Origin of the sequence: Bradyrhizobium sp. SBR1B (assembly GCF_014198205.1) — a bacterium.
Lineage (GTDB): Bacteria > Pseudomonadota > Alphaproteobacteria > Rhizobiales > Xanthobacteraceae > Bradyrhizobium.
In genome coordinates, this window is the sequence record NZ_JACIHC010000025.1 from 48,614 (window position 1) to 69,932 (window position 21,319).

The window sequence follows — 21,319 nt, forward strand, 5'->3', positions numbered from 1 at the left end:
GTGCTGCGTCTTCTGTCGTTCGCCCTGTTTCTCGCGATCTGGTGGATTGCCGCGCTGTTCGTCGGCGGCGCGAAGCTGCCCTCCCCGCCGGCCGTGCTCGAGGTGATGATCGCGGAAGCCTCATCCGGCGCGCTGTTCCTGCATCTCGGCGCCACGCTGGCGCGCGTCACCCTCGCCTTCGTGCTGGCGATGTCGCTCGGCAGCGCCATCGGCTACTTGATGGGACGGGTCAGGCTTGCGGATAAGCTCGGCGATCCCTGGCTGATCCTGCTGCTCAATTTGCCGGCGCTGGTCGTGATCGTGCTGGCCTATATCTGGGCAGGCCTGACCGAGGCCGCCGCGATCGCGGCGATCGCCATCAACAAGCTGCCGACCGCGGTCGTCACCTTGCGCGAGGGCACCCGCGCGCTCGACCGCTCGCTCGACGAGATGGCGAGCGTGTTCGCGATGCCGCGCTGGCGCGCGTTCCGCCATGTCGTGCTGCCGCAGCTTGCGCCCTATATCGCGGCGGCCGCCCGCTCCGGACTGTCGCTGGTGTGGAAGATCGTGCTGGTCGCCGAGCTCTTGGGACGTCCGAACGGCGTCGGCTTCGAGATCGGCGTCGCCTTCCAGCTGTTCGACACGCCGCGGCTGCTGGCCTATTCGCTGACCTTCGCCGCGGTCGTGCTCGTGATCGAAACCTTGCTGGTGCAGCCGTTCGAAGCCCGCGCAACACGGTGGCGGCCCCGTGCGGCTTGAGGTCGAGATCACAGGCAAGACGTTCAGGAGTGCCGCGGGCGGGACGCACGAGGTGCTGGCGCCGCTCAAATTCGCGCTTTGCCCCGGCGAGGTCGGTGTGCTGATCGGCCCCTCCGGCTGCGGCAAAAGCACAATGCTGCGCATCATCCTCGGGCTCGATAGCGATTTCAGGGGCCACGTTGCGCGGCCACCGCAGGCGCGGATCGGCATGGTGTTCCAGGAGCCGCGGCTGTTGCCGTGGCGTTCGGTCGAGCAGAATGTGCGGCTGGCGGCGCCCGACGTGACCGAGGCGAAGCTGTCGGAGCTGTTCAGAATTCTGGAGCTGGAAGCGCATCGAAGCCACTTTCCCGGCGAGTTGTCGCTCGGTCTTGCCCGGCGCGTCGCGCTCGCGCGCGCTTTCGCAGTCGAGCCCGATCTGTTGGTGCTCGACGAGCCCCTCGCCTCGCTCGACGATGCGCTCGCCGGCCGCCTGCGCGACGAGATCGCGACGCTGGTGGCCAGCCGTCCGGTGATGACGCTTTTGGTGACACACAGTCTTGACGATGCAGTGCGCCTCGGCGACCGGCTGTTCTTCCTGTCGCCGCGGCCAGCGCGGATCGTGGCCGAGGTGCCTATCGGCATCCCGCGCGACAGACGCGACGAAGCCGAGATTGCGGCGATCAAGGCCGGCCTCGCCCAACGAACTCAAGGCGACCGCACTGAGCGAGATGTCTCATAGCCGGTCGCCTGGCGGACGTGCTAGGCTGGGCCGGCGGCGGAGTCGATGATGACGCGGACGGTCGCCCTCTCAACGCTGGCAACGCTTGGTCTTGCACTCGTCACGATGACGGCGGGCGCGCAGGACATGATGCGCGACGTCGACCTCACCTCCCCCGCGATGGTCTCGTCCGAAATGACCAGGCCAGAGGTCGAGGCCGTGCTGGCCAAAGCGAGCGCCGCGCAGCCTGCCGATTTCACCGGCAAACGCCTGTCGGGCCTCGATCTCTCGGGGCTGGACCTGTCCAACGCGGTCTTCCGCGCCGCGCGGCTCAACAAGACAATACTCCGAGACGCCAGGCTTGACCGTGCAATCCTCGATCAGGCGTGGCTGCTGGATGCGGATCTTACCGGCGCAAGCCTGAAGGGCGCCAATCTGTTCGCCTCGCAAATGGCCCGCGCGCGTCTCGACGGCGCGAACCTGTCAGGAGCGCGCATCGCTGCCGATCTCACCGGCGCAAGCCTGGTCGGCGCTTCGATCGCGGACGCGAATCTGGGCGCCGATATGCGCAACCAGTCGATGGGGCTGATGCGCGCGGTGCTGAGATCCGCCAATCTGGAACGGCTGAACGCGCGCAACGCCGATTTGTCGCGCGTCGACCTCGAATTCGCAGTCCTCAGGGGCGCCGATCTGAGCGGCGCATCACTGAAAAACGCCCAACTCGGCGGAGCCGATCTGACGGGCGCCATCGTCATCGACGCCGATTTCGACGGCGCCGATCTCGTCTCGGCGAAGCTGATCGCACTGAACGGCCTTGACCGCGCCAAAAATTTCGACAAGGCAAAGAACCGCGAGCGCCTGATCAGGGAATGATGGCCCGCCTTTGGGAGGACTGGCTGATGCGTTGGGTTCTAGCTTTGATCGCGTCGTTGACGCTTGCCGGCGAAGCCGCCGCGCAGGCCAAGGGCAAGGGCATAAGGCTCTGGAACCTGACGACGGAGACGATCTCCGGCTTCCAGCTCTCACCCGCCGGCAAGACCGACTGGGGCCCGAACCAGTGCTTGAACGACAAGGACAAGGAGGTCGACCACGACGAGCGGCTGCGCATCACCGGCGTCGAGCCGGGCCGCTACGACGCCAAGGTCAGCTATCCCAATGCGCGGCAATGCGTCGTTCGCGACATCGAGATCAGGGCGGACGCGGTGTTCTCGATCGCCGACAAGGATCTGAAAGACTGCAGCAAGTAGCGAGACGCCTCACGCCCTGTCGTTCGGGTGCGGATATTCGCAGCGCCACCGCACCGCCTGCCACTTCGGATGGTCGCCGACCCATTGCGCGATATAGGGGGGCGCGGCCATCGCGCATTGCCGCGGCGACCCGCCATAGTTGAACATCAGATGCTGTTCCTCGCAGGTCGCAGGCGAGAGCACCGCACACACAGTCACCACCAGGTCAATCGGGTTCATGCCGGGATCCTCTCGCAAGGCGCGGTCAAGATTAGCACGAAAGGTTACGTTCCACGGAAGCGGAAGTTTCAGATCCGGGCGAGAAATGGGGCCGGAACTGGGCTCTTCCCGTGCTTCCGGGCAAAGCAAAGCCCGGGCATGACGACGCTCTCTGCTAAAAATTAACCCCGAACACCATCCGGGCCTGGTGGCGTTCGAAATTGACGAGGTCGAGATTGCCGCCCGATCCGGCCGGGCGCCCCCAGGCCTGCATGCTCCAGCTCAAGGTCAGCCGCGAGCGTTCGGAGAGCTGGAAATAAGCGGTCGGGCCGACGAACAGGGCCTGGCCTGAAAACTCGCCGAGGCCGATGCCTTCGTATTGCCGGAAGTAGCGCAGCTCGCCGCCGAGCAGCATGTTGGGCCGCACACGCACCAGGCCGGCGAACGCCGCACCGATCGTCGAACTCTTTTCCGACTGCCCTGCCACCTCGAAGCGCGCCCATTCCGGTTGATAGATCAGGTTGAGGGCGCCGATGGCAAAGTTCGGGATGAGTTCGCGGTCGAAAGCGAGGGTGAATTCGGTGCCGTACATCCGCCCCTTCGCGCCGCTGGTCTCGTCGATGCGGTCGCCATGGAGCTCGGCGGCGATGGTGAGGCCGAACGGGGCGTGCTCGCGGTTGAGCAGGCGATAACGCAGGTCGAGCGAGGCGCCCTGGAAGTTGATCTGGCGGCGGTCGTCGATATCAGGGACACCGGTGATGTCGTGCAAGCTGGCGGCGGCGCCGACCTCGATGCGGAAGTTCGGCAGCGGCACGATCTCGATCTCGACCTCTTTCTCAAGAGCGCGATAGGTCCCGCCGCCCTTGCCGAAGCGCCCCGTCGTCTGGCTCTGGAATTCGCGCTCGCCGGGATTGCCGACATCGGTGCCGATCATGAAGCCGAAGATGTGCTCGGTATCGAAGCCCTCCTCGGCGTGCCCATGCGTCGGTGTCAGCGCGATCGCGCCTGCAATCACCATCAGAAGTCTGCGAACTCCGCCGCGCATCCCCATGCCCCGAAGGCGCGCGCCGCTTTGATGCGGCAGCAGCGCTGACCGAGCATCAGCGTAACACACTGCAGCAAGAGCGTGGTCGAGATTTTGATGGAAGATGATTGAAGCCTGCGCAGGCGTGTCATCGCGTCGATGGCAAGACGCAGAGCACAACGATGCCAGGCCTGAGATCCGACACTGCCACGGCTTCGACGGCGTTCACCGTCGAAGCCGCGGCAGGTCGTCAGTCTTACTTGCGCGCAGCGCAGGCGTACATGTTGATTTCCATGCCGACCGGCACTTCCACGATCTTCGGAGCTTTCCAAGCCATTCGGGGTCTCCCCAAGGTATTGAGCGCGACATCGCGCGGCGCAAAACCTAGGGCTGCGTTAGGTGCAGTTCAAGCCTCGATTCGCCTGTCGAGCGCGTCCGTGTCGATTCTTCGCGGCTGCATTTCTCTCTCGGACAAAGCCAGTTCCCTCTTGGTCAAACACGACCTGCGGGACACCGTCTTGTGCGACGCACCGCACGTCGAATCGACACGAATGGCACCGTCGCCGTCAGCAGCCCTTGTCGGCCATTGCGGCGTCCGGCTTGGCACCTTCGGCGCGCTGAGCCGCCGTCGGCTGGCTCTGCATCTGCCGCTGCGCATCTTCGGATGAAGCCGGCGTTTCACCACTTGCACGATTCATCGTGCTGGTCGGCGGATGCTGGCTGGTGTCGCCCGCTGAACTGGACGAGTGCGACTGCGCTGCGCCTACCGTCACGGGACCAGAACCGGCATCCTTGTCAGTGCTGGCGCTCTTGTCAGTGCTGGCGCTGCCCGTGTTGCACGGGCCGGCGACGGCGACGCCGGCGCTCAACGCCAGGATCGCGCAGGCAGCAAGAATGGAACGTTTCGTGTTCATCTGCATCTCCTCTTCTCCCGCCGCGCTGCCCCGGCGCCGAGCAGGACTCGCGAAGAGAACAGGCCGAACAGCCTGATGTTCCGAGTGTCGGAGCGGAAATGCCCGCAAACGCCCCCTCGTCTGTTCCGATTCACCGTTCACCGCAACAATCGCAGCAGCGACCGGCCAGCGCGCGAATTCAGCTCCTTCGCATCCAGCGTTCCGTCCTTGTCGGGATTGGCCGCGTTGAAGCGCTGCTCGACCACGGCGAGATATTCGTCGAGCGTCAGGGTCCCATCGCGATCGGGATCGGCCGCGGCAAGCTCTTTCGCCGTCAACCGCCCGCGCAATTCGCGCGCGTCGAGCGTGCCGTCACGATCGGGATCGAGCTTTGCGAACGTTGCGGCGGCCGCCTTCTTCACCTCGGCAAGATCGAGCGTGCCGTCATTGTCGGTGTCGAACAACTTGACTGCGCTGCCGGAGGCCGACCACGCCGGACCGGACAACAATGCAATGGTGAGTGCAAGCGCAACTGAGCGACGCGAAATCATCAAGACCTCCCAGATGAAGAGCCCCGGTTCGGGCGGGACACAACGAAATAAATCCACAAGCGGTCCCAGGTTCAAGTCCGTAACTGCAACTTGCGCGCGCGACAACCCCGGGGAACCCGGCTTGCGCCCCCGAACGACCGACGCCCGGAGCTGCGTCGCGTCGCGGGATTTTTCAGCGTCTCCGCACAAGTGGGACTCGGTTGCCGTCAGGTTTCCGTAAGGTGACCGGCGCCTGTTCAACGATATCGACACGACACTTATGACTTTCGTATTGACGCGTTTTGGTTTCCGACGGAATGTTGCTCCCGCAGCGTCAAAAGGCGCGCATATTGGGAGGAACGGATGAAACGCTTTGCGATGGCCGCGAGCCTCGTCATGCTTGCATCGACTTGTGCAAGCGCACAGACCACCGAGCAACTGGTCAAGGGCGCGACCGATACATCGAACGTTCTCAATTACGGGATGGGCTACAATCTGCAGCGCTTCTCGACGCTGAACCAGATCAACAAGGACAGCGTCAAGAACCTCGTCCCGGTCTGGAATTACTCGTTCAACGACGATCGCAGCGAGGAATCGCAGCCGCTGGTGTACCAGGGCGTGATCTACGTGACCTCGCACAACGCGACCATGGCGGTCGACGCCAAGACCGGCAAGCAGATCTGGAAGACCAAGGTCGAATATCCCGCCGAGACGCCGCGCATCGTCTGTTGCGGCATCATCAATCGCGGTGCGGCGCTCTATGACGGCAAGGTGTTTCGCACCACGCTCGACGCCAACGTGATCGCGCTCGACGCCAAGAACGGCAAGGAGCTGTGGCGGCAGAAGGCGGCCGACATCAAGGAAGGCTACTCCATGACGGTGGCCCCGCTTGTCGCCGACGGCGTCGTCATCACCGGCATCTCCGGCGCCGAATTCGGCACCAGGGGATTCATCGACGGCTGGGATCCTGCGACGGGCAAGCATCTGTGGCGCACCCATTCGATCCCCTCACCGGAAGAGCCCGGCGGCGATACCTGGAAGGGCGATACCTGGAAGCTCGGCGGCGGCTCGACCTGGATCACGGGGTCTTATGATCCCGAGTTGAACACGATCTATTGGGGCATCGGCAATCCCGGACCGTTCAACTCGGCGGTGCGTCCCGGCGATAATCTCTACACCTGCTCGGTGCTGGCGATGGATCCCAAGACCGGCAAGATCAAGTGGCACTACCAGTTCTCGCCGAACAATCCGTTCGACTATGACAGCGTGGCCGAGATGGTCCTCGCCGACATGAATGTCGAGGGCAAGCCGACCAAGGTGCTGATGGACGCCAACCGTAACGGCTTCTTCTACGTGCTCGACCGCACCAACGGCAAGCTGCTCGCGGCCAACCCTTACGTGAAGGTCAACTGGGCAACCGGCATCGACATGAAGACGGGACGTCCGATCGAGACCGACGTGTCGAAGGACGCGCGCGAGGGCAAGAAGGTCACGGTCTATCCGTCGATCCTTGGCGGCAAGAACTGGGAGCCGATGTCCTTCAACCCGCAGACCGGCCTTGCCTATGCCAACACGCTCGCCTTCGGCGGCAGGTACAAGACTGAGCCCGTCACCTTCAAGCAGGGTGAATGGTATCTCGGGATGGACCTGACCGACCTCTGGGAGTACGGCGACGGGCCGCGCGGTCATCTCAAGGCGATCGATCCCATGACCGGCAAGTCGAAATGGGAAGCACCGAGCGACATTCCACGCTTCTCGGGCGTGCTGTCGACCGCGGGCGGCGTCGTGTTCTCGGGTGCCCTGACCGGCGAGTTCGAGGCCTTCGATGCCGACACCGGCAAGAAGCTCTGGCAGTTCCAGACCGGGTCCGGCATCGAGGGCCAGCCGGTGACCTGGCAGCAGGATGGCGTGCAGTATGTCGCGGTGACCAGCGGCTATGGCGGCGTCTACTCGCTGTTCTCGGGCGACGAGCGGCTTGCCAACGTGCCGCCCGGCGGCTCGCTGTGGGTCTTTGCGGTCAAGCAGTAATCCACGGCATGATGCTGAGAAAACCATCTCACAAGACGGCGGCGGTCCTCGCCGCCGTCGCGGGGCTGACGGTCGCGCTTGCGGCGACCGTTCGCGCCGCGGACGACGCAACCGGCAATCCCATGCAGGCACAGATCGACCACGGCAAGTCGACCTATGCTTCGAAATGCTCGCACTGCCACGGCCCCAATCTGATGAACTCCGGCACGATCACGCCGGACCTGCGTGCCATCCCCGACGACAAGACGCGCTTCGTCACCACAGTGAAGAACGGCAAGAACAACAAGATGCCGCCGTGGGGCGATATCCTCAACGACGAGGAGATCGGCTCCCTCTGGGCCTTCATCTCCAGCCGGAGGAAGCCATGAGGGGCCGGCGTGCTGCATGGAGCATTGCGGCCCTTCTTTCGACGATGGGGTCGGTCGCCCTTGCGGCCGACGATCCCCTGAAGATCTGTCTCGACGAGGACCGGCCGCCGTTCTCGATGCACCACCGCGGCAAGCCGGATGCCGGCTTCGACGTGCTGCTGGCGCAGGCAATGGCGGAGCGGCTCGGACGGAAGCTGACGATCCAGTGGTTCGAGAGCAAGTTGGACGAGGATTCGAGTCCACAGCTCGAGGCCAATGCGCTGCTCTCGGATGGCCGCTGCTCGCTCGTCGGCGGCTACGCGCTGACGAAGGATTCGCTCGTCGCCCCCGGGATGAAGACGGCGCGCTTGCCTGACTTCGCCGGGGCCACGCGCGACGATCGGCGGCGCCGCGTCGCACTCGGCGTGCTCGCGCCGAGCCAGCCTTACGTCTATTCGCCGATGACGGTCGTGCTCGGGCCGAAGGCAAGCGGCCGCAAGATCGGCGACATCGGCGATCTCGCCGGCCTTCGTCTCGTCATCGAAAGCGGCTCGCTCGGCGATGCCATCCTGATGACCTTCGACAAGGGGCGGCTGATCGACAACATCACCCATCTCGTCCCCGGCCGCGACGATCTGCTGGGCGCACTCCGGCGCGGCGACCATGACGCGACGCTGATCGACCTCGGCCGCTTCGACGCCCATCGCGCCGCGCATCCGGACACGGCGATCACGGCGTCCGGATATTATTATCCGATCGGCGCCAATCGCGGCTATGTCGGACTGGCCAGCGATGACGCGCTGATCGACGCCGTCAACAAGGCGCTGACGGGGCTCGCGGCCGAAGGCAAGATCGCAGAGTTAGGCATGCAGGCCGGGCTCACCTACCTGCCACCGCGCGAGCCTGCGATCCTGGGCGACGTGTGGATGAAGATCATTCAGCGGTAGAGCTGGTCGCGGCGAGCGGCAGCACCTCCGCGCGCTCCGCTGTCATACCCGCGAAGCCGGGCATCCAGTACGCCGCGGCCCAACGGGTCAATCACAACCGTCACGGAGTACTGGATCGCCCCCCAGTGCGCAATTGCGCACAAGGCGGGCGATGACAGCGAGGGTGCGGCAAGGCCGTCGAGCCCTTCGCAAAGTTCTGCATCATTCCGTGCTATGCTTGGCTTTTCATTCGCCCCTTTGGTGCTCCGTGAATTCGCCCATCAGCCCGTCCGCCACCAACCTGCGCGACCTGCTCTCCCGCGAAATCAAAACCGCCGAGCTGCTGCGCGCGCTGATTGTCGCCGGACCGATGGTGGCCGCCTATTTCATCGCGCGCGAAACGGCGCTGCTCAATCTCGGGCTGGTCGCGGTCTCGTTGCTCATTCCCGCGCTCAGGCAGCACTTTCCGCCGAAAGTCATCGTCTGGCACTACCTCGCCATCCTCGTGACCTTTGCCGCACTCTTCCTGGCAGCCCCGATCAAGCCGCTATTCGCGGTGCTGACGGCGCTTGCCGGTTTTCTGGCGGTGGCAGGGACCCGCTATGGCGAGCATTTCCGCACGCTGGGCAATTGGGTATTCATCCCCGCCGTCTATCTCGCCTGCGAGGTGCGCGAGGGCGTGAGCACCGCCGAAGCGCTGCGGCATGCCGGCGTGATCGTCGCCTCCTCGCCGATCGCGCTGGCACTGGTCTGCGCCATCCGGATTTACGACCAGCGGCGGCAAGGCGATGCCGCAACCTCGTTCGGGCCGCCCGCGGCCGAGTGGTTCCTGCCCGCGCTGGCAACCGCCATGGCGGTGTTCGCGGCGGCGGCGCTGGTCGAAATCCTGAACCTTGCGCAGGGGCAATGGGTGATGTGGTCGGCCGCGAGCGTCGTGGTCGGCGATCTCTCGACGTCCACCGACAAGCTGAAGCAGCGTACGATCGGCGCCTTCGTCGGCGTGCCGCTGGGCTTCCTCGCCGGCATCGTATTGCCGCAGAGCCGCGTCGGCTACGCGCTCGCGGTGCTGGCGGCGACCCTCACGCTGATCTCGTTTTCCCGCTACATCCTCGGCTTCGGCCTGCGCTGCTTCTTCATCGCGCTGGCCGCCTCCTTTGCCGGCGGCGCCAGTGGCATCGCGGAGGAGCGCATCGTCAACGTGCTGATCGGCGGCAGCTTTGGCCTCATTGCCGTGGCCCTGACCGAGATCGTGTGGCTGCGCATCATGCGTAAGGCGCGGTCGCCCCCCGGGTGAGGCGCGAATGGGCACCTCGCCGCTGTGTCGAATGCGCCAATCTGTCTCGCTCGCCGGCCATGGCGGCGCCAGCCTGATGCAGTAGGTTCGGCCAAAATCAGGAGGGAATCATGTCCGCCAAATTCGATCGCCGCCACTTCGTCGCCGCCGGTACCACCGCACTTGCGATGCCCTTCGTCATGCGCAACGCCTCGGCGCAAGCCGCGTGGCCGTCGCGGCAGATTCGCATGATTTGCAGCTATCCCGCCGGCGGGCAGACCGACCTGCTCGCGCGCGCCTATGGTGAGTTCATCTCCAAGCAGGTCGGCAAGACTGTCGTCGTCGAGAACAAGCCCGGCGCCTCCGGCGCGATCGGCACCGCCGAAGTCGCCCGCGCCGAGCCCGACGGCCACACCATGCTGTGCTCGATCTCGACCACCTACATCATGAACCGGGTGGTGATGAAGAATCCCGGCTACGACATGGACAAGGATTTGGCGCTCGTCAGCGTCATTCCGGGTGCCGGCCCGTTGCTGGTCGCGAACCCCAAGACCGGGGTCAAGACGCTGGAGGATTTCGTCGCGTTCGCACGCAAGAGCGGCAAGGTGAACTTCGGCACCTATAGCGCCGGCTCGGCCCCGCACATGACGATCAACGAGCTCAACAAGCAGTATGGCCTGTCCATCGAGCCGGTCCATTACCGCGGCGAAGCCCCGATGTGGACGGGGATGCTCGAAGGCACGCTGGATGCCGCGATGGGCAGCTACACGGCGGCCCAGTCGGTCCTGCAAAGCGACCGCGGCACCGTGTTCGCGGTGCATTCGAAGAAGGTCGATGTGATCCCTGCTATCAAGACCCTCCCGGAGCAGGGCGCGACCTCGAAATTCTTCACCGTGAGCGGCTTCTCGGGCTGGGCCGTGCCGAAGGCAACGCCGCAAGCGGTCGTCGACCGCCTGGCTGAGCTGTGCGTTGCCGCCAACAACGATCCGAAAGTGAAGGAAGTTCTCACGACCTTCGTGCTCGAACCCGCAATCGGCTTCAAGGAGAGCAACGCCCTGTATCAGCGCGAACTGCCGATCTGGATCGAGAGCGCGAAGTCTCTCGGCCTCGAGCCGGCTTGAGGATCCAGGGGCGACGCAACGCGCCCGCCGTCCTTCCCGGGCCGGCTTCCGACCAAAGCCTAGTGTCGGAAGCGCAATTTCACGCTATGATTGTGCGCCACCGCCGAGAGCCTTCATCGGGGCGGAACGGGAAAGGCCGATTGCATGACACCGGATGGAGTCGCTGTCGCCGTCATGGTCATCCTGCTCTTTCCGATGGGCTATTTCACGCTGGCATCGCCCGCCTTCCTGCTGGTGAAGCTCGATATCCAGCCCGTCGCCCAGCTGCTGCGCGGAATGTTCAACGCCCATTTTCTGGTGATGCGCATCGCCGCCGTGATTGGAACGGTGGCCCTCCTCCTCGACGGCCGCCTGGCGGCTGCGATGGGCGTCGGCATGATCGCTGCCCTGGCAATCTGGGGGCGCAGCTGGTTCATGCGGCGGATGGACGACCAGCTCAGCGCAAGGGACGCCGGCGATGCCGAAGCCCCGCGTCGGTTGCGCAGGCTACATTGGAGCGGAATGCTGGGCAACGCGGCGCTGCTCGTCGCTCTCGTGGGCAGCATTCCCTATATTGCGACGTCGGCGTAAGCGGGATAGCAATCGCTGGCAGCCTCTTGCGTCCGGCCTAGTGCTCGCCCGAACTCGCGGTGGCCTGCTGCGCCTTGTGGATCGAGGACGGCACCACGCCGAAATATTTCCGGAACACCCGGCTGAAATGCGATGAGCTGGAGAAGCCCCAGGAGAACGCGACGTCGGTGATGGTCTTGCCGGCGTGGGCCTCGAGCTCCTGGCGGCAGTTCTGCAGGCGCGCCTGCCAGATGTAGTCGCTCACCGTGGTGCCGCGCTCCGAGAACAGCATGTGCAGATAGCGCTTGGAGCAGCCGAGCTCGGTCGAGATCTGGTCGATGCACAGATCCGGATCGCGCAGGTGCTCGCGGATGAAGAACTGCGCGCGCACATACATCGCTTCGGGCCCGACACGGTCGAACATCGTGTCGGCTTCGCGCAGCGGCAGCAGCAGCAGGTCGATCAGCGAATCGGCGACGCCGACCGCGCTGTTTGCCGACAGCTTTGCCGCCTCGTCGAAGGTCGCATGAACGAAATCGTGGGCGATCCGCCCCGTCCCTGTCTTCGACGACAGCTTGCAGGCGGGCATCCGCTGCGACGGGAATCCGCGGTCGCGCAGCAGCGCCTTCGGCACGATCACGACGTCGTGACGGGTGAAGGCCGGGCTGATGATCGAATGCGGGCAGGAGACGTCATAGGCGATGATGTCGCCCGGGTTGATTTCGATGTGGCGGCCTTCTTGCTCGAAATAGGACACGCCGTAGGTCTGGAAGTGAATCTTGATGTACGGATGCTCGTTGGCCTTGGCGCGCGCCAGCGTATGGGCGATGCGATGCTGACTCACTTCGATCTGGCAGAGCTTCAGGCGCGAGACGCTGGTGTAGTCGATGCGGCCCTCGAGCGAGGACGCCTCCAGCGGATCGACGTCGAAATGCCCACACAGACTCGTCAGCCCGTCGATCCAGCTTTGGATCTGGCGCTTCGGCGTCATGCCGGTCGTCGAGAGCGTGTGAATGGTGTCGGACATTAATCCAGCCACTGGTTTGATCCGGAGAGACGCGAATCGCAACCAGCGCTGCCGGAGCCCTCAGCCGTGATTGCGTGACGTTTACCTCGAATTTGAGCGGTCTTTTGGCACGAGCGCCATCGTTCCATTGCCACCCTTGAAACTTAATCCTCCGCCTTAGTTGCAGCGCCGTCAAGGGGAACCTGAGCGTTGAAGGCACTGTCAAAGCGATGCGGAAGCCGCTGAATTCGCTACTGCAAAATCAAAATCTTCGCGTCCGTGCGCTATGAAGCAAACCGCCTTCTCTCTTGGGCAAGTTTCCCGATGACGAAGTCGTTAGGGATTGCGGCAGGAACAACAAGAACGGGCCGCTCCTGCACGTGGACCCGTGGCTCTCATCAGGAGGAGGAAACAGCACAGCATCGTTTCTGGTCCCAATCGTGACCGCCCTGCACGAGCAGACGCCGGACGAGAAGCCCGGTGAATCAGTATTGCTTCGGAAACAATAAACGAGACCAACGGAGGAATAACTATGCGCAAGGTGCTACTGGCGACCTTTCTTGGCTCCGCGGCGGCGCTCGCCGTCGGGGGCGCCTCAGCCAATGACGAGCTGGTCAAGATGTCGCAGAACCCGAAAGACTGGGTGATGCCGACCGGCGACTACGCCAATACCCGCTATTCCAAGCTCAACCAGATCAACGCACAGAACGTAGGCAAGCTCCAGGTGGCCTGGACCTTCTCGACCGGCGTGCTGCGCGGCCATGAAGGCGGCCCGCTGATCATCGGCAACATGATGTACGTCCACACGCCGTTCCCGAACAAGGTCTATGCCATTGACCTTTCGCAGGAGAACAAGATCGTCTGGAAGTACGAGCCGAAGCAGGATCCGAACGTCATCCCGGTGATGTGCTGCGACACCGTCAACCGCGGCCTGGCCTACGGCGACGGCAAGATCTTCCTGCATCAAGCCGACACCACCCTCGTCGCGCTCGATGTCAAGACCGGTCAAGTTGCGTGGACCGCCAAGAATGGCGATCCGAGCAAGGGCGAGACCGGCACGTCGGCCCCCATGGTCGTCAAGGACAAGGTGCTGATCGGCATCTCCGGCGGCGAGTTCGGCGTCCAGGCCCATATGTCGGCTTACGATATCAAGACCGGCAAGCTGGCATGGCGCGGATATTCGGAAGGACCGGACAACCAGCTCCTGGTCGACGACAAGACCACCGCGCTCGGCAAGCCGATCGGCAAGGATTCCAGCCTGAAGACCTGGCAAGGCGATCAGTGGAAGATCGGCGGCGGTGCCACCTGGGGCTGGATCTCCTACGATCCCGAGCTGAACCTCGTCTACTACGGATCGGGCAACCCCTCGACCTGGAATCCGAAGCAGCGTCCCGGCGACAACAAATGGTCGATGACGATCTGGGCGCGCAACCCGGATACCGGCGTCGCCAAGTGGGTCTATCAAATGACGCCCCACGACGAATGGGACTATGACGGCGTCAACGAGATGATCCTCTCGGACCAGTCGATCAACGGCCAGCCGCGCAAGCTGCTGACGCACTTCGACCGTAACGGCCTCGCCTACACCATGGACCGCACCAACGGCGAACTCCTGGTCGCCGAAAAGTACGATCCGAAGGTGAACTGGACCTCCGGCGTCGACATGGACAAGAACTCGCCGACCTACGGCCGTCCGAAGGTGCTCGACGCAGCTTCGACCGACAAGGCGGGCGAGGACGTCAACGTGAAGGGCATCTGCCCGGCCGCGCTCGGCACCAAGGACGAGCAGCCGGCAGCCTACTCGCCGGACACGCAGTTGTTCTACGTTCCGACCAACCACGTCTGCATGGACTACGAGCCGTTCAAGGTGAGCTACACCGCGGGCCAGCCCTATGTGGGTGCGACGCTCTCGATGTATCCGCCGGCGGGTGAAACCCACATGGGCAACTTCATCGCCTGGGACGGCAAGACCGGCAAGATCGTCTGGTCGAACAAGGAGCAGTTCTCGGTCTGGTCGGGTGCGCTCGCAACCGCCGGCGGCGTGGTGTTCTACGGCACGCTCGAAGGCTACCTGAAGGCGGTCGACGCCAAGTCCGGCAAGGAGCTCTACAAGTTCAAGACTCCCTCCGGCATCATCGGCAACGTCACCACCTACGAGAACGGCGGCAAGCAGTATGTCGCAGTGCTCTCCGGCGTCGGCGGCTGGGCCGGCATCGGTCTGGCGGCAGGCCTGACCGATCCGACCGCAGGTCTCGGCGCGGTCGGTGGCTATGCGGCCCTCAGCAACTACACGGCACTCGGCGGTACGCTGACCGTGTTCGCGCTGCCGAACTAGGCCCATCAGCATCGCTCCGGCGCGTGGAATCAAATCCACGCGCCGGCTCGTCTCCCCCGGGCTCCTTCGAGGATGAATCTCTTGCGTAAAATCTGCTCTGTCATTGCTGCGATGATCTTGGTTGCGTCCGGAGGAATTGCGGTCGCGGACGGTCCGGGCGATCCGACCGCCGTGAAGAAGGAAGACGACGGAAAGTGGCTCGATAAGGAAGGCACTCCGACCTACAAGATTTCCGACGGCACCGTGGACTGGTTCACCTATTCCGGATACCGCCGCTATCACTCCGACTGCCACGTCTGCCATGGGCCTGACGGCATGGGCTCCACCTACGCGCCAGCGCTCAAGGATTCCGTCAAGTCCATGAGCTATGGCGACTTCCTCGGCGTCGTCGCCTCCGGTCGCAAGAACATCTCGACCGCGCAGGAGAACGTCATGCCCGCCTTCGGCGATAATCCGAACGTCGCCTGCTACATGGACGATCTGTACGTCTATCTGCGCGCCCGCTCCACCGAAGCATGGGGCCGGCAGCGTCCCTCCAAGAAGGAGGAGAAAACGGAGGCCTACACCAAGGCGGAAGACGCCTGCATGGGCCATAAATGAACGTTGCTGAGGCTGCCGAGACTACCTCTTGGCACCTTGCGAGAATTTGAGGAGCTACCAATGAAGACACGTGCCGCCGTCGCTTTCGAAGCCAAGAAGCCGCTCGAGATCGTCGAGCTCGATCTGGAAGGACCGAAGGCCGGCGAAGTCCTGGTCGAGATCAAGGCGACGGGCATCTGCCATACCGACGCCTATACGCTCGACGGCTTCGACAGCGAGGGAATTTTCCCATCGGTCCTGGGACATGAGGGTGCGGGCATCATCCGCGAGATCGGCCCTGGCGTGACCTCGGTGAAACCGGGTGACCACGTCATCCCGCTCTACACGCCGGAATGCCGGCAGTGCAAAAGCTGCCTCAGCCAGAAGACCAATCTCTGCACCGCGATCCGCGCGACGCAAGGCAAGGGCGTGATGCCCGACGGCACCAGCCGCTTTTCCTACAAGGGCAAGCCGGTCTATCACTACATGGGCTGCTCGACCTTCTCGAACTTCACCGTGCTGCCGGAGATCGCGGTCGCCAAGATCCGTGAGGACGCCCCCTTCGACAAGAGCTGCTACATCGGCTGCGGCGTCACCACCGGCGTCGGCGCCGTCGTCAACACCGCGAAGGTCACGCCCGGCTCCAACGTGGTGGTGTTCGGCCTCGGCGGGATCGGCCTCAACGTGATCCAGGGCGCCAAGATGGCCGGCGCCGACAAGATCATCGGCGTCGACATCAACGACTCTAAGGAGGATTGGGGCCGCAGGTTCGGCATGACCGAGTTCGTCAACCCCAAGAAGATCACCGGCGACATCGTCCAGCACCTCGTCGGCCTCACCGATGGCGGCGCCGACTACACTTTCGATTGCACCGGCAACACCACGGTGATGCGCCAGGCGCTGGAAGCCTGCCATCGCGGCTGGGGCACCTCGATCATCATCGGCGTTGCCGAATCCGGCAAGGAGATCGCCACCCGCCCGTTCCAGCTCGTCACCGGGCGCAACTGGCGCGGCACGGCCTTCGGCGGCGCCCGCGGCCGCACCGACGTGCCGAAGATCGTCGACTGGTACATGAACGGAAAGATCCAGATCGATCCGATGATCACCCACGTGCTCAAGCTCGAAGAGATCAACAAGGGTTTCGACCTCATGCACGAGGGCAAATCCATCCGTTCAGTCGTCGTCTACTAGCTCGAAAGCGTCACCCCAAGGAGGATCGACCCATGACTGTTGCACTCCATCCATCGATCGACAACGGCCTCAAACAGGGCAGCGGCAGCTTCGCCGGCGGCACGCTGGCCTGCAAATGCAAGGACCACCAGGTCAAGGTCGGCATCAAGGGCGACGTCGCCCACAATCACGCCTGCGGCTGCACCAAGTGCTGGAAGCCGCAGGGCGCGACGTTCTCCGTCGTCGCCGTGGTGCCGCGCCAGAACGTCACCGTGCTCGAGAACGGCGACAAGCTCCAGATCGTCGATCCGTCCGCGGTGATCCAGCGCTACGCCTGCAAGGCGTGCGGCACCCACATGTACGGCCGCATCGAGAACAAGGGCCACCCGTTCTACGGTCTCGACTTCATTCATCCCGAGCTGTTCCAGGAGCAGGGCTCGCAGGCGCCGCAATTCGCCGCCTTCGTCTCCTCGGTGATCGAAGCGGGCGTGAAGCCGGAGCAGATGGCGGGCATCCGTTCGCGGCTGAAGGAAATCGGGCTCGAGCCCTATGATTGCCTGTCACCGGCGCTGATGGATGCGATCGCGACCCACGTCGCCAAAGCCAAGGCCGCCTAACAAGGCCGCCTAACAAGGCCGCCTGAGCAAAGGCCGCCTGAACAAGGCGATCGGACGTTCGCCAGGCCCTATCCGCTCGCTGGCCTTGATCAGTGCCAGCGAGCCGGACCGGGCCCGGCCCCGGGACAGTCGCGGCGATGCCGCCGCCCCTGCAAGCTACGCGTATGCGAGCGTGATTGGCTCCCTCAGTCCTGGTCTCTGAATGACTGCGCAGCGCCGCCAACTTCCGTCTTGAAGTTCCCGGCTCCTGCGTTTCTCCCTCCCTCGACTGAGGCACCTTGCTTCGTCCGCGCAGTCTTTCTGGCGGACGAAGCTTTTTTCATCGCACCCCCTGTTTGCGAATACGCGGCCCACGCGGCGCGCTGACGCGCCCTGCTTTTGACAAACCATCGATGCAATCTTTTCCCGGTGAGAACACCCGGCTGTGAACGCCGGGCGGTGGTGATCTCTGCTACGATCGCGCCGTCACGATGCCGCACGACGTTCAATCAATTAAGAACAAAAACGGGGGAGGTATCGAGCACATCCAGACATCGCCATCGGCGTTCCTGCCTCCCTCCGGGATCTGCCCGCGCGGGACGAGGGCGGAATGTGGCGCGACCAGGCACGAGCCGTCGCCGATCGGCGTCGGCAAGCTTTGAATTTGGCATGCTTATGAAGAGCGAGGGACGATCATGATCAAGGTGAAGATCAACGGCCAGGAACAGAGCTGGGACGGCGACCCGGATCTCCCACTACTCTGGTTCCTGCGTGACGAGGCCGGACTGACCGGCACCAAGTACGGCTGCGGCCAGGCCCTGTGCGGCGCCTGCACCGTCATCGTCGACAAGCAGGCCGTGCGCGCCTGCATCACGTCGGTCAATGACGTCGCCGGACGCGAGGTCACCACGATCGAAGGGCTGCATCCGACTGGCGATCATCCGGTGCAGAAGGCGTGGCGCCAGGTCAACGTACCGCAATGCGGCTTCTGCCAGGCCGGTCAGATCATGCAGGCCGCCGCGCTTCTGATGGACAACCCGAAACCCTCGCACGACCAGATCCGCGAGTCGATGTCAGGCAACATCTGCCGCTGCGGCTGCTACCAGCGCATCGAGAACGCGGTCCATCTCGCATCGACGGGGGTGTGACATGAATTTCATCGACAATCCCGGCAAGCTCCATAGCTTCGAAAAACGTGGCTTCGAAAAGAACATCAAGGTCGAGAAGGTCTCGCGCCGTAGCATCCTGAAGGGGCTCGGCATCACCGGCGGCTTCGTGCTCGCCGCACCCGTGATGTCGCGCCAGGCATTGGCCTACGAGACCGGCGCCGGCAAGATGCCGCACGGCGTCGTGGTGGATCCGCGCGTGTTCGTTTCGGTCGGGCCCGACGGCATCGTGACCATCGTGGGTCACCGTTCGGAAATGGGCACCGGCGTCCGCACCAGCCTGCCGCTGATCGTGGCCGAGGAGATGGAAGCCGACTGGTCCAGGGTCAAGGTGCAGCAGGCCCATGGCGACGAGGTCAAGTTCGGCAACCAGGACACCGACGGCTCGCGCAGCACGCGGCACTATCTGATCCCGATGCGCCAGATTGGCGCCTCGGCCCGCACCATGCTGGAGCAGGCCGCGGCAAAGCGCTGGGGCGTGCCGGCGACCGAGGTCAAGGCGGTCAATCACGAGGTCGTCCACAGCGCCAGTGGCCGCAAGCTCGGCTTCGGCGAGCTCGCTGCCGACGCCGCCAAGGAATCGGTGCCCAGCATCGAAGGCCTCAAGCTGAAGGACCCCAAGAATTTCCGGTATCTCGGCAAGGGCCAGGTCGGCATCGTCGATCTCCACGACATCACCACCGGCAAGGCGCATTACGGCGCCGATGTGCGGCTGCCGGGCATGAAATATGCCGTGATCGCGCGCCCGCCGGTAACCGGCGGCAAGCTGGTCTCGTTCGATCCCGATGCGGCGCTGAAGGTCCCCGGCGTCGAGAAGGTGCTGAAGGTTCAAGGCTGGCCGTGGCCATCAAAGTTCCAGCCGCTCGGCGGCGTCGCCGTGATCGCGCGCAACACCGGCGCGGCGATCAAGGGCCGGGATGCGTTGAAGCTGGTCTGGGACGATGGTCCCAACGGCAAATACGACTCCGTCGCCTACCGTAAGGAGCTCGAGGAAGCCTCGCGCAAGCCGGGCCTCGTCTTGCGCAAGGAGGGCGATGCGGACGCTGCCCTGAAGGGAGCCGACAAGGTGATCGTCGGCGAGTACTACGTCCCGCATCTTGCTCATGTCAGCATGGAGACGCCGGTGGCGGTCGCCGACGTCAAGGGCGACAAGGCGGAGATCTGGGCGCCGGTGCAGAGCCCCGGCGGCACCCGCGAGGACGTCGCCAAGACGCTCGGCATTCCCGAGGGCAACGTCACCGTCAACGTCACGCTTCTCGGCGGCGGTTTCGGACGCAAGTCGAAATGCGACTTTGCGCTCGAGGCCGCGCTGCTCTCGAAGGAGCTCGGCGCACCGGTGAAGGTGCAGTGGACGCGCGAGGACGACATCCATAACGGCTTCCTGCATACCGTCTCGGTCGAGCGGATCGAGGCCGGCCTCGACAAGAGCGGCAAGGTGGTCGCCTGGCGCCATCGCAGCGTGGCCCCCAGCATCGCCTCGACGTTCGCTGCCGGGACCGTGCACCAGGCCCCGTTCGAGATCGGCATGGGCCTCGTCGACATGCCGTTCGAGATCGCCAACATCTCGTGCGAGAATCCGGAAGCCGCGGCGTTCACCCGCATCGGCTGGTTCCGCTCGGTCTCGAACATCCCGCGCGCCTTCGCTGTGCAATCAATGGTCGGCGAGATCGCGCAAGCGACCGGCCGCGACCAGAAGGAGACGCTGCTCGCGCTGATCGGAAGCCCGCGCATCGTCAAACCGGAGGTGAAAGACCTCTGGAACTACGGCGAGCCCCAGGAGAGCTACCCGATCGACACCGCGCGCCTGCGCAAGGCGGTCGAACTGGTCGCCGAGAAGGGTGAGTGGGGACGCAAGGTACCGAAGGGCCACGGCCTTGGCATCGCGGTGCACCGCAGCTTCGTCAGCTACATCGCGACCATCGTCGAGGTCGCCGTCGACGACAAGGGCAAGCTGACGGTGCCACGGGTCGACACGGCGATCGATTGCGGCACCTATGTCAACCCCGAGCGCATCGCCTCGCAGATCGAAGGCGCGGCGATCATGGGGCTGAGCCTTGCCAAATACGGCGAGATCACCTTCAAGGACGGCAAGGTGCAGCAGAAGAACTTTGACGACTTCCAGGTCGTCAGGATGGATGAATCTCCTGTGGTGACCAACGTCTACATCGTGCCACCCGGACCCGACACGCCGCCGAGCGGCGTCGGCGAGCCCGGTGTTCCGCCATTCGCACCGGCGCTGATCAATGCGATCTTCGCGGCGACCGGAAAACGCATCCGCTCGCTTCCGATCGGCAAACAATTGGAAGCGTGAGACGGAACAGAGGCGCGAGACGGAACACAAGCGGTCTCGCGCCGTTTCCATCGATCTGACAGGAGCAGATCGATGACAAATATCTCAAAGGCGCTCGCAGTCTCGTTGCTGTCGGGCGCCTTTCTTGTGACGGCCTCCGGCGCATTCGCCCAGAGCAACACGACGCCGCCGGCCACCGCGACACGTCCCACCGCGCCGGACCAGAACTCGCTGCCCAACGCCGCCCCGCCTGCCTCGACCACCCAGACCACCGGACAGCACAATCCGGATCCCAAGGTTCGCGAGATGAACCAGAAGGAAAAGGACAAGGTGGAGCGTCAGGGGAAGTAGCCTTCGCGTCTGCGCATTGATGCGCCCTCCCCCTGCGGGAGAGGGCAGCGACGTTGGCTGACACGAGCTCACTTGGGTGAGGGGTTGTCTCGGCGAGTCCCCCTCGCGATGAGAGCGCGGATAGAACCCCTCATCCGGCGCTTCGCGCCACCTTCTCCCCCAAGGGGCCTGTTGCGTTATCGGTCTTGGAGGCTGAGGACATGAGGAGAGAGGGGCGCGGTCACGGCAATTGCCAGCGAGGTCTCTAGTGTTCGC

At 64.1% G+C, this 21,319-nt stretch carries 23 protein-coding genes; 17 read left to right on the forward strand and 6 right to left on the reverse strand.

All coding sequences use genetic code 11. From position 1 onward, the window contains the following. The 4 genes from GGD61_RS36295 to GGD61_RS36310 are packed head-to-tail and all read left to right on the forward strand — an operon-like array spanning position 1 to position 2,682. The gene (locus tag GGD61_RS36295; RefSeq protein WP_018320721.1) at positions 1-738 is read left to right on the forward strand and encodes an ABC transporter permease; all 738 of its coding nucleotides are present in this window, start codon (positions 1-3) and stop codon (positions 736-738) included. After that, complete coding sequence (locus tag GGD61_RS36300) at positions 728-1,456, forward strand: ABC transporter ATP-binding protein (RefSeq protein WP_092261816.1); 729 nt, start codon at positions 728-730, stop codon at positions 1,454-1,456. The genes GGD61_RS36295 and GGD61_RS36300 overlap by 11 nt, the downstream gene beginning before the upstream one ends. A gap of 48 nt (positions 1,457-1,504) precedes the next feature. Continuing rightward, positions 1,505-2,308: a pentapeptide repeat-containing protein gene (locus tag GGD61_RS36305; RefSeq protein WP_177237451.1), complete on the forward strand. Its 804-nt coding sequence runs from the start codon at positions 1,505-1,507 to the stop codon at positions 2,306-2,308. A gap of 26 nt (positions 2,309-2,334) precedes the next feature. Next, positions 2,335-2,682, forward strand: coding sequence for a hypothetical protein (locus GGD61_RS36310; RefSeq protein ID WP_026202409.1), 348 nt, complete (start codon positions 2,335-2,337; stop codon positions 2,680-2,682). A 9-nt stretch (positions 2,683-2,691) separates the two neighbouring features. Here GGD61_RS36310 and GGD61_RS36315 read toward each other — a convergent pair whose 3' ends face one another. The 5 genes from GGD61_RS36315 to GGD61_RS36335 all read right to left on the reverse strand — a co-directional run bounded on the left by GGD61_RS36315 (position 2,692) and on the right by GGD61_RS36335 (position 5,348). Then, entirely contained in the window at positions 2,692-2,901 is a 210-nt protein-coding gene (locus GGD61_RS36315; protein ID WP_092261818.1) for a hypothetical protein, read from the reverse strand. Positions 2,902-3,055: 154 nt separating this feature from the next. Beyond that, a complete protein-coding gene (locus GGD61_RS36320; RefSeq protein WP_244550802.1) occupies positions 3,056-3,898 on the reverse strand; it encodes a hypothetical protein in 843 nt (280 codons plus the stop codon). A 262-nt stretch (positions 3,899-4,160) separates the two neighbouring features. Then, entirely contained in the window at positions 4,161-4,241 is an 81-nt protein-coding gene (pqqA, locus tag GGD61_RS36325) for a pyrroloquinoline quinone precursor peptide PqqA (protein WP_012029362.1), read from the reverse strand. Positions 4,242-4,470: 229 nt separating this feature from the next. Next, a complete protein-coding gene (locus GGD61_RS36330; RefSeq protein ID WP_092261820.1) occupies positions 4,471-4,824 on the reverse strand; it encodes a hypothetical protein in 354 nt (117 codons plus the stop codon). Between the two features lie 131 nt (positions 4,825-4,955). Continuing rightward, positions 4,956-5,348: an EF-hand domain-containing protein gene (locus GGD61_RS36335; RefSeq protein WP_018320726.1), complete on the reverse strand. Its 393-nt coding sequence runs from the start codon at positions 5,346-5,348 to the stop codon at positions 4,956-4,958. A 342-nt stretch (positions 5,349-5,690) separates the two neighbouring features. Here GGD61_RS36335 and GGD61_RS36340 point away from each other — a divergent pair, with 342 nt between their 5' ends. The 6 genes from GGD61_RS36340 to GGD61_RS36365 all read left to right on the forward strand — a co-directional run bounded on the left by GGD61_RS36340 (position 5,691) and on the right by GGD61_RS36365 (position 11,592). Further along, the gene (locus tag GGD61_RS36340) at positions 5,691-7,355 is read left to right on the forward strand and encodes a methanol/ethanol family PQQ-dependent dehydrogenase (RefSeq protein ID WP_018320727.1); all 1,665 of its coding nucleotides are present in this window, start codon (positions 5,691-5,693) and stop codon (positions 7,353-7,355) included. Between the two features lie 11 nt (positions 7,356-7,366). Next, positions 7,367-7,723, forward strand: coding sequence for a cytochrome c (locus tag GGD61_RS36345; RefSeq protein ID WP_091966698.1), 357 nt, complete (start codon positions 7,367-7,369; stop codon positions 7,721-7,723). Next, complete coding sequence (locus tag GGD61_RS36350; protein ID WP_092261822.1) at positions 7,720-8,649, forward strand: transporter substrate-binding domain-containing protein; 930 nt, start codon at positions 7,720-7,722, stop codon at positions 8,647-8,649. Before GGD61_RS36345 ends, GGD61_RS36350 begins: the two co-directional genes overlap by 4 nt. Before the next feature lie 247 nt (positions 8,650-8,896). Further along, complete coding sequence (locus GGD61_RS36355; RefSeq protein ID WP_092261823.1) at positions 8,897-9,922, forward strand: FUSC family protein; 1,026 nt, start codon at positions 8,897-8,899, stop codon at positions 9,920-9,922. A 110-nt stretch (positions 9,923-10,032) separates the two neighbouring features. Next, positions 10,033-11,022 carry a tripartite tricarboxylate transporter substrate binding protein gene (locus GGD61_RS36360; protein WP_183232128.1) on the forward strand — a complete coding sequence of 330 codons (990 nt, stop codon included), beginning with the start codon at positions 10,033-10,035 and terminating at the stop codon, positions 11,020-11,022. 144 nt (positions 11,023-11,166) lie between these two features. Next, positions 11,167-11,592, forward strand: coding sequence for a hypothetical protein (locus GGD61_RS36365; RefSeq protein ID WP_092261825.1), 426 nt, complete (start codon positions 11,167-11,169; stop codon positions 11,590-11,592). 37 nt (positions 11,593-11,629) lie between these two features. On the opposite strand, the gene GGD61_RS36370 is transcribed toward GGD61_RS36365, so the two are convergent. Next, complete coding sequence (locus GGD61_RS36370) at positions 11,630-12,598, reverse strand: helix-turn-helix domain-containing protein (RefSeq protein ID WP_018320733.1); 969 nt, start codon at positions 12,596-12,598, stop codon at positions 11,630-11,632. A gap of 511 nt (positions 12,599-13,109) precedes the next feature. Between GGD61_RS36370 and xoxF5 the strand changes: the two genes are divergently transcribed. The 7 genes from xoxF5 (at position 13,110) to GGD61_RS36405 (ending at position 21,064) form a co-directional block, all read left to right on the forward strand. Next, positions 13,110-14,912, forward strand: a complete 1,803-nt coding sequence (xoxF5, locus tag GGD61_RS36375; RefSeq protein WP_018320734.1) for a lanthanide-dependent methanol dehydrogenase XoxF5 — start codon at positions 13,110-13,112, stop codon at positions 14,910-14,912. 111 nt (positions 14,913-15,023) lie between these two features. Next, positions 15,024-15,512 carry a c-type cytochrome, methanol metabolism-related gene (locus GGD61_RS36380; RefSeq protein WP_018320735.1) on the forward strand — a complete coding sequence of 163 codons (489 nt, stop codon included), beginning with the start codon at positions 15,024-15,026 and terminating at the stop codon, positions 15,510-15,512. 60 nt (positions 15,513-15,572) lie between these two features. After that, the gene (locus tag GGD61_RS36385; RefSeq protein ID WP_018320736.1) at positions 15,573-16,682 is read left to right on the forward strand and encodes an S-(hydroxymethyl)glutathione dehydrogenase/class III alcohol dehydrogenase; all 1,110 of its coding nucleotides are present in this window, start codon (positions 15,573-15,575) and stop codon (positions 16,680-16,682) included. A gap of 32 nt (positions 16,683-16,714) precedes the next feature. Next, complete coding sequence (gene gfa / locus GGD61_RS36390; protein WP_018320737.1) at positions 16,715-17,278, forward strand: S-(hydroxymethyl)glutathione synthase; 564 nt, start codon at positions 16,715-16,717, stop codon at positions 17,276-17,278. A gap of 674 nt (positions 17,279-17,952) precedes the next feature. Next, positions 17,953-18,405 carry a (2Fe-2S)-binding protein gene (locus tag GGD61_RS36395; RefSeq protein WP_018320738.1) on the forward strand — a complete coding sequence of 151 codons (453 nt, stop codon included), beginning with the start codon at positions 17,953-17,955 and terminating at the stop codon, positions 18,403-18,405. Between the two features lies 1 nt (position 18,406). Then, complete coding sequence (locus GGD61_RS36400; RefSeq protein ID WP_092261826.1) at positions 18,407-20,734, forward strand: molybdopterin cofactor-binding domain-containing protein; 2,328 nt, start codon at positions 18,407-18,409, stop codon at positions 20,732-20,734. Between the two features lie 72 nt (positions 20,735-20,806). Continuing rightward, entirely contained in the window at positions 20,807-21,064 is a 258-nt protein-coding gene (locus GGD61_RS36405; protein ID WP_018320740.1) for a hypothetical protein, read from the forward strand. Positions 21,065-21,319 lie beyond the last annotated feature (255 nt).

Bases quoted from the DNA above. Each gene is read 5' to 3' on its own strand.
- GGD61_RS36305 (WP_177237451.1), top strand. From the start codon at position 1,505: ATGACGCGGACGGTCGCCCTCTCAACGCTGGCAACGCTTGGTCTTGCA.
- GGD61_RS36310 (WP_026202409.1), top strand. From the start codon at position 2,335: ATGCGTTGGGTTCTAGCTTTGATCGCGTCGTTGACGCTTGCCGGCGAA.
- GGD61_RS36315 (WP_092261818.1), bottom strand. From the start codon at position 2,901: ATGAACCCGATTGACCTGGTGGTGACTGTGTGTGCGGTGCTCTCGCCT.
- GGD61_RS36320 (WP_244550802.1), bottom strand. From the start codon at position 3,898: ATGGTGATTGCAGGCGCGATCGCGCTGACACCGACGCATGGGCACGCC.
- pqqA (WP_012029362.1), bottom strand. From the start codon at position 4,241: ATGGCTTGGAAAGCTCCGAAGATCGTGGAAGTGCCGGTCGGCATGGAA.
- GGD61_RS36330 (WP_092261820.1), bottom strand. From the start codon at position 4,824: ATGCAGATGAACACGAAACGTTCCATTCTTGCTGCCTGCGCGATCCTG.
- GGD61_RS36335 (WP_018320726.1), bottom strand. From the start codon at position 5,348: ATGATTTCGCGTCGCTCAGTTGCGCTTGCACTCACCATTGCATTGTTG.
- GGD61_RS36340 (WP_018320727.1), top strand. From the start codon at position 5,691: ATGAAACGCTTTGCGATGGCCGCGAGCCTCGTCATGCTTGCATCGACT.
- GGD61_RS36345 (WP_091966698.1), top strand. From the start codon at position 7,367: ATGCTGAGAAAACCATCTCACAAGACGGCGGCGGTCCTCGCCGCCGTC.
- GGD61_RS36350 (WP_092261822.1), top strand. From the start codon at position 7,720: ATGAGGGGCCGGCGTGCTGCATGGAGCATTGCGGCCCTTCTTTCGACG.
- GGD61_RS36360 (WP_183232128.1), top strand. From the start codon at position 10,033: ATGTCCGCCAAATTCGATCGCCGCCACTTCGTCGCCGCCGGTACCACC.
- GGD61_RS36365 (WP_092261825.1), top strand. From the start codon at position 11,167: ATGACACCGGATGGAGTCGCTGTCGCCGTCATGGTCATCCTGCTCTTT.
- GGD61_RS36370 (WP_018320733.1), bottom strand. From the start codon at position 12,598: ATGTCCGACACCATTCACACGCTCTCGACGACCGGCATGACGCCGAAG.
- xoxF5 (WP_018320734.1), top strand. From the start codon at position 13,110: ATGCGCAAGGTGCTACTGGCGACCTTTCTTGGCTCCGCGGCGGCGCTC.
- GGD61_RS36380 (WP_018320735.1), top strand. From the start codon at position 15,024: ATGATCTTGGTTGCGTCCGGAGGAATTGCGGTCGCGGACGGTCCGGGC.
- GGD61_RS36385 (WP_018320736.1), top strand. From the start codon at position 15,573: ATGAAGACACGTGCCGCCGTCGCTTTCGAAGCCAAGAAGCCGCTCGAG.
- gfa (WP_018320737.1), top strand. From the start codon at position 16,715: ATGACTGTTGCACTCCATCCATCGATCGACAACGGCCTCAAACAGGGC.
- GGD61_RS36395 (WP_018320738.1), top strand. From the start codon at position 17,953: ATGATCAAGGTGAAGATCAACGGCCAGGAACAGAGCTGGGACGGCGAC.
- GGD61_RS36400 (WP_092261826.1), top strand. From the start codon at position 18,407: ATGAATTTCATCGACAATCCCGGCAAGCTCCATAGCTTCGAAAAACGT.
- GGD61_RS36405 (WP_018320740.1), top strand. From the start codon at position 20,807: ATGACAAATATCTCAAAGGCGCTCGCAGTCTCGTTGCTGTCGGGCGCC.